This is a genomic window from Streptomyces sp. MK37H, assembly GCF_018035285.1.
Lineage (GTDB): Bacteria > Actinomycetota > Actinomycetes > Streptomycetales > Streptomycetaceae > Streptomyces > Streptomyces endocoffeicus.
The window spans coordinates 1-11,956 of the sequence record NZ_JAAAYH010000021.1 but is presented as its reverse complement, the minus strand read 5'-3'; the positions used below and the strand labels follow the sequence as shown (position 1 = coordinate 11,956).

The 11,956-nt window shown below is 70.8% G+C and carries 5 protein-coding genes; 2 read left to right on the top strand and 3 right to left on the bottom strand.

All coding sequences use genetic code 11. The features are described 5' to 3' along the window. Nucleotides 1-27: 27 nt before the first annotated feature. From GWI24_RS05570 to GWI24_RS05560, 3 genes are all read right to left on the bottom strand, one after another. Nucleotides 28-267: a DUF5988 family protein gene (locus GWI24_RS05570; protein WP_308343497.1), complete on the bottom strand. Its 240-nt coding sequence runs from the start codon at nt 265-267 to the stop codon at nt 28-30. A gap of 18 nt (nt 268-285) precedes the next feature. Continuing rightward, on the bottom strand, nt 286-1,056 hold the full coding sequence (locus GWI24_RS05565) for an AfsR/SARP family transcriptional regulator (protein ID WP_210944781.1): 771 nt from the start codon (nt 1,054-1,056) through the stop codon (nt 286-288). Nucleotides 1,057-1,783: 727 nt separating this feature from the next. Further along, entirely contained in the window at nt 1,784-2,596 is an 813-nt protein-coding gene (locus tag GWI24_RS05560; RefSeq protein WP_210944780.1) for a cyclopropane-fatty-acyl-phospholipid synthase family protein, read from the bottom strand. A 243-nt stretch (nt 2,597-2,839) separates the two neighbouring features. On the opposite strand from GWI24_RS05560, the gene GWI24_RS05555 reads away from it, so the two are divergent. Both GWI24_RS05555 and GWI24_RS05550 read left to right on the top strand, forming a co-directional pair. After that, nucleotides 2,840-10,126, top strand: coding sequence for a type I polyketide synthase (locus tag GWI24_RS05555; protein WP_210944779.1), 7,287 nt, complete (start codon nt 2,840-2,842; stop codon nt 10,124-10,126). Nucleotides 10,127-10,167: 41 nt separating this feature from the next. Then, nucleotides 10,168-11,956 (top strand): type I polyketide synthase (locus tag GWI24_RS05550; RefSeq protein WP_210944778.1); only part of this gene is annotated, 1,789 nt, incomplete at its 3' end.

Below are 11,956 nucleotides of genomic sequence, written 5' to 3'. Positions count from 1 at the left end.
GGTCCCGGGGTTCCGGAGCCATGGAGGCTACTCGGCGATTTTCGTACGCATGGTCCAGCGAAAGATCGCTGTGGTGATGTCAGCGGAATCGTTGACGAGTTCGAAGTGCTCGTATCCATCGCGGTGCTGGATTTTGAGCTTCTTACTGGTGAGCGTCGATCGCCCGGTCCGGAATGCCCGGGGCAGATCGTCCGGTCCGCCTTCGAGGACGACCTCGATCGGACTGCCCTCGGACAGATAACTGGCGTGTTCGCTCAATATCTCCACCTCCTTACGCGGTCCTCCTCAAGCGGGAACATGCAGTTCCAGTCGGTCATCCGAGGTGAGGATGGCCTGCTGCATGTCCTGCAGGGCCCGGCACGGCTCGAGCCCGAGTTCTTCATTGAGCGTCTTGCGCGCCGCTTGATACACATGCAAGGCGTCCGCCCGGCGGCCACAGCGGTAGAGCGCCAGCATCAACTGACGGTGCAGTGCCTCCCGCAAGGGATGCTCGGTGGTCAGCTGATACAGATCGCTCACCAGTTCGCGATGGCGGCCGAGCATGAGCCGGGAATCCGTCAGCATCTCGATGCATTCCAGCCGGGCTTCCTTCAGCCAGGCCTGAAAGCCTTCGAGGATCGGCCCATGGCATACGTCGTCCAGCAATGGATCGCGCCATAGATCGAGTGCGCTTTCGAAAGTCGCCGTGGCCTGCTGGTAACGCCGCTCCCGCAGATGGTCCCGGCCCTCGCACACCAGCTGTTCGAAGCAGTGGAAGTCGAGGCGGTCGTGGCCCAGCCGCAGGACATATCCCGGCGGGCGGGTGATAACGGGGCTTTCGTTCTGGCCGGGCCGGCGCAGGAACTTACGGATCTGGGAGACATACACATGGAGCCCGGCGATCGCCCGGCGCGGCGGATCCTCTCCCCAGATCTCCGTGATGAGCTGGTCGATCGGGACCACTTGATCGGCGCGGACGAGGAGGACGGTCAACAGGACCTCGATCTTCCGCGCCCTGATAGTTAATTTCCTCTCCTCTTCCACTACGCGGAGAGGTCCCATGATCTCATATCGCACGATGTGCCCCATCCGAGTCGCCGACGAGTGCTGTCATGGGACAGTCGGCGCCTTTGCCGGAATTGCCCGCGGGGTTGTCTGTGTGTTCTCTCGATTTCGAGGGCGGTCTGCTTCCGGAGGCGAACGCGTGTGCGGGCCGGGCTCTGGCGGTCCATGCGGTTCGTCGGCCCTTGCCGTCCGGGTGGCGCGCTGGAATTGTCACGCCCCCGGAGTCCGGCGGCCCCGAAGGGGATGGGAAGTGGGCGCTTGCCGAGCCGCTTGCGTGTGGAAAGTGGTCCGGCCGCTCCGCACTGGACGGGTACGGGCGGTGCCGCCGGATCCACTGACGCACGCCGTTCGCGACTGCCATTACTCACCCCTCTTTTATCGCGGACCTGCCGGGGAGTCAGGGGATGGGCGAGATCGACGCCTTCGGCAGGTGCCCCACATCGTAAGCGAGTCCTATGACTACCCACCTCACCTAGAATCCGGATATACGCGCCCTCGAGGCGGCGTCCTCGACGGTGCGGAGCGGGTATTCGCAATACGGTCCGGAAGATCGGAGTCCGGTTATCCCGCACTTGAGGTGTTGCAGTCCGTGAAAGAGAATACGCGGATCGCATCGGCCGGGACAAGCACACCTTGCGAGATCATGGGCCCCTTGGCGCCGCTTTGATGAGGAGCGGAGAATTCCGTCTGCGCGGGACCCATGAAGGTTTCTCGAATAACCGTCAGGTTTGCCGCCGATTCAGGGCTTGTGAGCCACCACGATGGCGCAGCCGGCGCTGGGCACGGTGGGCAGCGCCGACTTGGCGGCGTCCAGCACCTCCTGCACGCTGACCCCGTGGCGCGCCTCGAACTCCCGGCGACAGCGCAGGATGCCGTCGATCATGCGGTTGGCGGTGTCCTTGGTGTTCTCGGTGACATCGGTCAGCTCATCGAGCACCAGTCCGGCGTCACCGACCAGACCGGGCCAGTCCTCCAGCCGGGTCAGCGAGGTGACCACGGCGGGATCGTCGTCCGGCTGATAACTGCCGTCGCTCGGCGGGGTGACATCCGTGAGCACCACGCGGCCTCCCGGCCGCAGCACACGGGCCATCTCCCGCAGCGCCGTCGGACGGTCCATGTGATTGATCGATTCGAATGCGAGTACGGCGTCGAAAGCCGCGTCGTCGAAAGGCATCGCCATGGCGTCGGCGTATTGGAATGCCACCCGGTCGGACAGCTCGGCCAGCCGGGCGGATTCGGTCGCCTGTTTGACCTGGAGCTCGCTGATCGTGACGCCCAGGACATTGGCGCCGGTGGCGGACGCCAGCCGCATCGCCGGTTTCCCGATACCACAGCCGACATCCAGTACCCGGTCTCCCGGCCCCACCCGCAGCCGTTCGATCAGCAGATCCGTGAAGCGATCGGTGGCCTCTTGCACCGAACGGGTATCGGACGGGCCGTCCCAGTAGCCGAAGTGGAAGTTGTCGTCCCACGCCATCTGCAGAAGCGGGCCCAGCGAGCTGTAGTAGTCCGACACCGTGCCGCCTGGCGGCACGGCCGAGGGAGAGGTCATGGCACTCCTCCTGTGTGCTCGAAAGATCGGGTCGGCCAGGGCACATAAAGGCTCACCCGCTCAAGCGATCGTCCGGGGTTCCGGTAACGCGTCTCTAAAGTCACCGGCCGTGGCCTATTTGGTCTTGCTTTAGAACCGCGCCCCACGATGGGCCACGTGCTCGCACCGATCATCAATCCGGAGCGGGAGTGCCGCCCATGACCACGAACACGCAGCCGTTCTCCGAGCGCCGTATGGGGTGCGATGGATAGCGCCGAGCCCACCCGTACACCTCAGCACGCGGAGCCCATCGCCGTGGTGGGAATGGCCTGCCGCCTGCCCCACGCACCCAGCCCGTCGGCCTTCTGGCGGCTGCTGCGGCAGGGCGGAAACGCCATCACCGCCATGCCGGACGACCGCCGCCGGACCGGCGCCTCCGCCACTGGTGGCCCCGCTACGGATGGCGCGGCCGCCGATGGCGCGGCCGCCGACGGTCCCGTCAGCGACGGCTCCGACCGGTCGGCCCCGACCTGGTACGGCGGCTTCCTGGACCGCGTCGACACCTTCGACGCCTCCTTCTTCGGCATCTCGCCCCGAGAGGCCACGGCCATGGACCCGCAGCAGCGGCTGATGCTCGAACTCGCCTGGGAGGCGTTCGAGGACGCGGGAATCCGCCCCGGAACGCTGAAGGACACCCCGACCGGTGTGTTCGTCGGCGCCATCTGGGACGAGTACGCCGCCCTCCTGCGCCGGGACACCACCGCGGCCACCCGGCACGCCATGACCGGTGTCCACCGCAGCATCATCGCCAACCGGGTCTCCTACGGCTACGGTCTGCGCGGACCCAGCCTCACCGTCGACACCGCACAGTCCTCCTCGCTGGTGGCCGTGCACACCGCCTGCGAGAGCCTGCGCCGCCAGGAGTGCACCCTGGCCCTGGCCGGCGGCGTCAACCTCATCCTCACCGAGGACAGCATGGCGGCCGCCGCCGCCCAGTTCGGCGGGCTCTCGCCGGACGGGCGCTGCCACACCTTCGACGCCCGCGCCAACGGATTCGTCCGTGGTGAGGGCGGCGCGGCGGTCCTCCTCAAGCCACTCGCCGCGGCCGTACGCGACGGCGACCCGGTGTACTGCGTCATCCACGCGAGCGCCGTCAACAACGACGGCGCCACCGACGGGCTGACGTCCCCCAGCACGGCGGCCCAGGAGGCCGTGGTGCGTACCGCCCACCGGCGGGCCGGAGTCTCACCCGACCAGGTTCAGTACGTCGAGCTGCACGGCACCGGAACCCCCGTCGGCGACCCCGTCGAGGCGGCGGCGCTCGGCGCCGCGCTCGGGACCGTACGGACGGACGGCACACCGCTGCTCGTAGGCTCCGCCAAGACCAACGTGGGCCACCTCGAGGGTGCCGCGGGCATCGCCGGACTGCTCAAGACCGCCCTCGGTATCACCCACCGCCTGCTCCCGGCCAGCCTCCACTTCGCCACCCCGAACCCGCGGATCCCGCTGACCGAGCTCGGGCTGCGGGTCCAGGACCGGCTCGGCGAGTGGCCCCGCCCGGACCGACCACTGCTCGCCGGGGTCAGCTCCTTCGGCATGGGCGGCACCAACTGCCATCTCGTCCTCGGCGAAGCACCCGCGTCGGCGCCCGTTCCCGCCGACGACGGCCTCTTGCCTCCCGTGGTGGCCTGGCCGGTCTCCGCGAAGACCCCCGTGGCGCTGCGCGCCCAGGCCGGGCGGCTACGGGACCATCTGGCGGACCACGACGGCCTCTCCCCGGCCGACATCGGACACTCCCTGGCCACCACCCGGACCGCCTTCGGCCACCGCGCCGTGATCCTCGGCGAGGGCGCCGACGAGCTGCTGAGCGGACTGGACGCGCTGGCGAACGGCAAGGAGACCGCCGGAGTGGTGCGGGGCAGGGCCACGGACGGCGGTCTCGCCGTCCTCTTCAGCGGCCAGGGCAGCCAGCGAGCGGCCATGGGCCGTGAGCTGTACGCCGCCTATCCGGTCTTCGCCGCGGCGCTCGACGAGGTGTGCGACTGTCTGGACGGGCAGTTGGCAGAGCCGTTGCGCGAGGTGATGTTCGCCCAACCCCCGTCCCCGCGAGCGGCGTTGCTCGACCGCACCTCGTACACCCAGCCGGCGCTGTTCGCCATTGAGGTGGCCCTCTACCGGCTGGCCGAATCCTGGGGGCTCACCCCCGGCCATCTGATGGGCCACTCGGTCGGCGAGATCGCCGCGGCCCATGTGGCCGGTGTGCTCACCCTGCCCGACGCCTGCACCCTGGTGGCCGCCCGCGGCCGGCTGATGCAGGCCATCACGGCGAAGGGCGCCATGGCCGCGCTGCAGGCCGACGCGGACGAGGCCGCAGGACTGCTCGCCGGGTGGGAGGACCAGCTGGACCTCGCCGCCGTCAACGGGCCCTCGTCGGTGGTGATTTCGGGCGACCACGACGCCGTCCGCGCGACCACCGCCGCGTGGCGCGAGCGCGGCCGCAAGGCCCGGCTGCTGAAGGTCAGCCATGCCTTCCACTCGCCGCACATGGACACCATGCTCGACGAGCTGCGTGCCGTCGCCTCCGGACTGACCTTCTCCGCACCGGCCATCCCTCTCGTCTCCAATGTGACGGGACGGCTCGCCACCGCCTCGGAACTCGCCGCACCGGACTACTGGGCCCGGCACGCCCGCCACGCGGTGCGCTTCATGGACGGTGTGCACACCCTCCTTGACGCCGGTGTCACCACCTTCCTCGAACTCGGGCCGGACGCCCCGCTCACCGCCATGACCCGCGAATGCCTCGCCGCACGGCCCGTACCGGCCCCCGGGCGGCCACGCCCGACCGCGGTGGCGGCGATGCGCCGCGACCGCCCCGAGGTACGCACCTTCGCCGCCGCCATGGCCCAGGCGTATGTCCGCGGCGCCGAGGTGGCCTGGGATCGTGCCTGCGCCGGGCGACTCCGCCAGCGGGTCCCTCTGCCGACGTACGCTTTCCAGCGGGACCGCTACTGGCCCGGCACCACACCCGAATCCACCGCGCGGGGCGCTCACGCCACCGGGGCGGAGGCCGCCCCGGATCCGGCAGCGCCCGTAGGAGAGACGGCCGAGCCCGGCGACACGGGGCCGGACCGGGACCCGCTGGAGGTTGTACGGACCCAAGTGGCCCTCGTCCTCGGACACTCCGAGCCGGACGTCATCGATCCCGGCCTCACCTTCAAGGAGCTGGGCTTCGACTCGCTCGCGGCGACCGAACTGAGCGAGCGGCTCGGCGCCGCCACCGGGCTGCCGCTGACCGCGACGCTCACCTTCGACCACCCCACGCCCCTGGCCGTCGCCGACCATCTGCGCGCCCACACCACCCCTGCCGCCACCCCGCGCGCGCCAGCGACTCCCGCAGCGCGCCACGCCGAAGAGCCGATCGCGGTGGTGTCCATGGGCTGCCGCTTCCCCGGCGGCGTCGACTCGCCCGAGGCGCTGTGGCGGCTGGTGGCCGAGGGCGTCGACGCGATCGGGGAGTTCCCCCGGGACCGCGGATGGGATCTGGCCGGACTCTTCGATCCCGACCAGGACCGCCCCGGCACCAGCTACGCCCACGAGGGCGGCTTCCTCTACGACGCACCGGAATTCGACGCGGAGTTCTTCGGGATCAGCCCCCGGGAGGCGCTCGCCACCGATCCACAGCAGCGGCTGCTGCTGGAAACCGCGTGGCAGACCTTCGAACGGGCGGGCATCCGCTCCACCGCCCTCCAGTCCAGCGCCACCGGGGTGTTCGTCGGAGTGATGCCCCAGGACTACGGCCCCCGGCTGCACGAAGCGCCCAAGGGGCTCGACGGCCATCTGCTGACCGGGGGCACCCCGAGCGTGGTGTCCGGCCGAGTGGCGTTCACCTTCGGCCTGGAAGGGCCCGCGGTGTCGGTGGACACGGCGTGTTCGTCGTCGCTCGTGGCCATCCATCTCGCGGCGCGGGCGCTGCGCCAGGGCGAGTGCGCGCTCGCCCTGGCCGGAGGGGTCACGGTGATGGCCGCACCCGGCATGTTCACCGGCTTCTCCCGCCAGCGGGGCCTGGCCCCCGACGGGCGGTGCAAGCCCTTCGCGGCCGCCGCCGACGGCACGGGATGGGGCGAGGGCGTCGGCCTGCTGCTGCTGGAGCGGCTGTCCGACGCCCGGCGGAACGGCCACCGGGTGCTGGCGGTGATCCGGGGCTCGGCCGTCAACCAGGACGGCGCCTCCAACGGCCTGACCGCGCCCAACGGCCCCTCCCAGCAGCGGGTGATCCGCCGGGCCCTCGCCGACGCCCGGCTGTCCCCGTCCGAGGTGGACGCCGTCGAGGCGCATGGCACCGGAACCACCCTGGGGGACCCGATCGAGGCGCAGGCGTTGCTGGCCACGTACGGACGGGAGCGGCCCGAAGAGCGGCCCCTGTGGCTGGGCTCGCTGAAGTCCAACATCGGTCACACCCAGGCAGCGGCCGGTGTGGCGGGCGTCATCAAGATGGTGATGGCCATGCGGCACGGACTGCTGCCCGCCACCTTGCACATCGACACGCCCAGCCCCCACGTCAACTGGGACAGCGGCGCGGTACGGCTGCTGACCGAGCCGGTGGAGTGGCCGCGCGACGAACGGCCCCGCCGCGCGGGCGTGTCCTCCTTCGGCATCAGCGGCACCAACGCGCACCTGATCGTGGAACAGGGCCCCGGACCGGAACCCGCCCCCAGCGGCACGCGGACGGACGAGGACGACTGGCCGGTGCCCTGGGTACTGTCCGCCCGCAGCGCCGAAGCCCTGCGGGGACAAGCCCGGGAGCTGGCCGCCCACACGGCCGCCGACGACACACCGTCGCCCCGGGACGTGGGCTGGTCACTGACCACCACCCGGACGGAGTTCGACCACCGCGCGGTGGTGGTCGGCGCGGACCGTGGCGAACTCCTCGCCGCCCTTGAGGCGTTGGCGGCCGACGCGACGCATCCCGGCGTGGTGGGCCCGGGCGTCACACGCTCCGGTGCGGCCGTTGACGCGGGCCCGGTGCTGGTGTTCCCCGGGCAGGGTTCGCAGTGGGCCGAGATGGGCGCCGGACTGCTGGACGCCTCACCGGTGTTCGCCGCCCGCGTGGCGGAGTGCGAACGAGCGCTCGCGCCCCACGTCGACTGGTCGCTCACCGATGTCCTGCGGGGTGCCGAAGGCGCCGCCGAGCTGAGCCGGGTCGATGTGGTGCAGCCGGTGCTCTGGGCGGCGATGGTGTCCCTGGCCGCCGTATGGGCCGAGTACGGTGTGCGCCCCGCCGCCGTGGTGGGGCACAGCCAGGGCGAGATCGCGGCGGCCGTGGTGGCGGGAGCGCTGTCCCTGGAGGACGGTGCGAAGGTCGTGGCGCTGCGCAGCCGGGCCCTGCGGCGACTCGCCGGGGGCGGGGCCATGGCCTCGCTGGCACTGGGCCACGAGCAGGCCGAGGAGCTGCTGACCGGGCTCGGCGACCGGGCCGCCGCGGTCGTGGTGGCGGTGGTGAACGGGCCCGAGTCCACGGTGGTGTCCGGGCCGCCGGAGCAGGTGGCCACTGTGGTGGCTGTGTGTCAGGAGGTGGGCGAGCGGGCGCGGATGATCGAGGTGGACTACGCCTCGCACAGCCCCCAGGTCGAGGAGATCGCCGACGAACTCACCGAGCTGCTCAGGGGAGTTGAGCCGGTCGAGGCGTCTGGGTCCGGGGCGGTGTTCTACTCCACCGTGACCGGTGGCCGGACCGATGTATCCATCCTGGACACGGACTACTGGGTGCGGAATCTGCGGGAGCGGGTGCGGTTCGCCGATGCCGTCGAGGCGCTGCTGGCGGCTGGGCATCGGGTGTTCATCGAGGCCAGCACCCATCCCGTCCTCACCATGGCGATGCGGGAGAGCTTCGAGCACGCCGAGATCGGCGCCGCCGCGGTGCCCACCCTGCGGCGCGACCACGGGGACCTGGCCCAGCTGACCAAGTCGGTCGCGCAGGCATTTATCGCCGGGGCCGAGGTGGACTGGTCGGCCGCCTTCCCGGCCGACCCCCCGCCCCGTACGGTCGATCTGCCCACGTACGCCTTCCAGCGTCGGCGCTACTGGCTGGACGCCCCTGGCGGGCGCGCAGGGGACCCCGGCGCCCTCGGCCTGGTGGCCGCGGACCACCCGCTGCTGGGCGCCGCGGTGCGGCTGGCAGATGGCAGCGGCCATGTGCTGACCGGACGTCTCTCCCCGCAGACGCACGGCTGGCTCGCCGACCATGTGGTGGCGGGCGTGGCCCTGGTGCCCGGAGCCGCACTGGTGGAGTGGGCGCTGCGGGCGGCCGACGAGGCCGGCTGCGGTGTGGTGGAGGAGCTCGCGCTGCGGCTGCCGCTGGTGATGCCCGCGACCGGCGGCCGGTGTGTCCAGGTGGTGGTGGGCCCACCCGCCGACGGCGGACGCCGCGATATCGCGATCTACTCCCTCCCCGACGACTGCCTTCGCACGGGTGGCGACCCCGACTGGATGTGCCATGCCGTGGGCGTCCTCGGCCCCGCTGTACCGGAAAGCCGGTCGGGGGAGTTGTCCGGGGCCTGGCCTCCGTCGGGAGCGCGGCCGATGGACACCGACGGCTTCTACGAACGGATCGCCGCATCCGGATACGCCTACGGAGCCGCGTTCCAGGGGCTGCGCGCGGTGTGGCGGGACGGCGCGGATCTGCTGGCCGATGTGGAGCTGCCCGAGGCCGCGGGAGAGCCCGGTCGCTTCGGTATCCACCCCGCCCTGCTGGACGCGGCGCTGCATCCGACGCTGCTCGTGGATGGCATGGACCGGACTCAGAGGGAGGAGGACAACGGCCGGATGTGGCTGCCGTTCACCATCAGCGGTGTGTCCCTGTGGGCGGCCGAGGCCACCGCCGTACGCGTCCGCCTCATCCCCCGTCCCCAGACCGCCGAGCCCAAGGGCGAGCGTGAACTGCGGGTCGTCGTCGCGGATGCCGTGGGCGCCCCGGTGCTGACGATCGACGCGCTGGTGCTGCGCCCCGCCGACGCCGCTCAGCTGCGCTCCCTGAACACCGGCCGAGTGGCGACTGAGAGTGCCGGTGGCGGAAGCGTACGGCGGCGCGCCACCGCTGCCGCCGCTGGAGCGTCGTCCGTCGACTGGGCCGCCCGGCTGGCACGTCTGTCGGCCGTGGAGCGCTATCGCACCCTCCTCGGCCTGGTGCGCGACCACGCCGCCACCGTGCTGGGGCACACCGATGCCGAGGCGGTCCACGCCGACGCCAGCTTCAAGGAGTTGGGCTTTGAGTCCCTGACCGCCGTAGAACTGCGCGATCGCCTCGCGGCCGCCACTGGCCTGCGGCTGCCCGCGGCCCTGATCTTCAGACATCCGACCCCGGAAGGCATCGCCCACCACCTTGTGCGACGGCTGACCTCCGACGGCACCGACGCCACCCCCACCGCGATCGTCCCTCCGAGTACGCACTTGCCACGGCAGCCGACGGATGAAATGAGCGCGGCCCAAAGGCTGGAGTCCGCCTCCGCGGATCAGGTCCTTGAGTTTATTGACAACGAGCTTGGTGTGTCCTGAATGTGCCGGGCGCGACGATCGCTGAAGGCCGGGTGACCCTCATGGCGAACGAAGAGAAGCTGGTCGAGTATCTCAAGCGCGTTTCCGCCGATCTGCACGATACGCGTCTGCGGTTGCGCGAGGTGGAGGAGCGTTCCCACGAGCCGGTGGCCGTGGTCGGCATGGCCTGCCGCTTTCCCGGCGGGGTCACCTCCCCGGAGGAGCTGTGGGAACTGCTGGTCTCGGGTGTGGACGCGATCGGGGACTTCCCGACGGACCGTGGCTGGGACCTGGAGAACCTCTACCACCCCGATCCGGAGCACTACGGCACCAGCTGTGTCCGCCAGGGCGGATTCGTCGAGGCGGACCGGTTCGACGCGGCGTTCTTCGGCATCAGCCCCAGGGAAGCGCTCGCCATGGACCCGCAGCAGCGGCTGGTGCTGGAGATGGCTTGGGAATCCCTGGAGCGTGCCGGTATCGATCCGGTGTCATTGAAAGGGTCCCGTACTGGTGTCTACGCCGGTGTGTCCAGCCAGGACTATCTGTCCCGCGCCCCGCGCATCCCCGAGGGATTCGAGGGCTACGCCACTACGGGCGGGCTCACCAGTGTGATCTCGGGCCGGGTGGCCTACACCTTCGGTCTGGAGGGGCCCGCGGTGACGGTGGACACCGCGTGCTCGGCCTCGCTCGTGGCCATGCATCTGGCGGTGCAGGCACTGCGGCAGGGGGAGTGCACCCTGGCCCTTGCGGGCGGTGTCACCTCGCTCGCCACCCCCATCATGTTCACCGAGTTCTCCCGGCAGCGCGCACTGGCCCCGGACGGCCGGTGCAAGTCCTTCGCCGCCGACGCGGACGGCACCGGCTTCTCCGAAGGTGTCGGCCTGGTGGTGCTGGAGCGGCTGTCGGAGGCGCGGCGCAACGGCCATCGGGTGCTGGCGGTGATCCGGGGCTCGGCCATCAACCAGGACGGTGCCAGCAACGGCCTCACCGCGCCCAACGACGTGGCCCAGGAACGCGTCATCGGCCAGGCACTGGCCAACGCCCAGCTGGGCCCGGGCGATGTGGACGCCCTCGAGGCACACGGCACCGGCACTAAACTCGGCGACCCGATCGAGGCCGAGGCCCTGATCGCCACGTACGGCCGGAACCGCCCCGCCGACCGGCCACTGCTGTTGGGGTCGCTGAAGTCCAACATCGGCCATACGCACGCGGCGGCCGGTGTGGCGGGCTTGATCAAGATGGTGATGGCACTCCGGCACCCTGGATTGCCCGCGAACCTGCATCTGGACGAGCCCACCCCGCATGTGGAATGGGAGGGCAGCGGGCTGCGGCTGCTGAATGAGCCGGTGGAATGGCCTCACCTGGAGCGGCCCCGCCGTGCGGCGGTGTCGTCGTTCGGCATCTCCGGTACGAACGCCCATCTGATCGTGGAGCAGGCTCCTGAGGAGGATGTGCCGGCGGTGTCCTCTGAGGTGGGTGGGGTGGTGCCGTGGGTGGTGTCGGGGCGGAGTGTGGAGGCGTTGCGTGGCCAGGCCGCCGCCCTGGCTGAGTGGGTGGGCGGTGCGTCCGAGCTGTCGTCGGTGGATGTGGGGTGGTCGTTGGTTACGGCGCGGTCGGTGTTTGAGCATCGGGCGGTGGTGGTGGGTGCTGACCGTGGGGAGCTGTTGGCCGCCGTGGAGGCGTTGGCGGGGGGTGTGTCGCATCCGGGTGTGGTGCAGTCGGGTGCGGCGGCGTTGACGGGTGGTGTGGGTCCGGTGTTGGTCTTCCCCGGTCAGGGTTCGCAGTGGGTGGGGATGGGTGCGGAGCTGCTTGAGGTGTCGCCTGTGTTCGCGGCGCGGGTGGCGGAGTGCG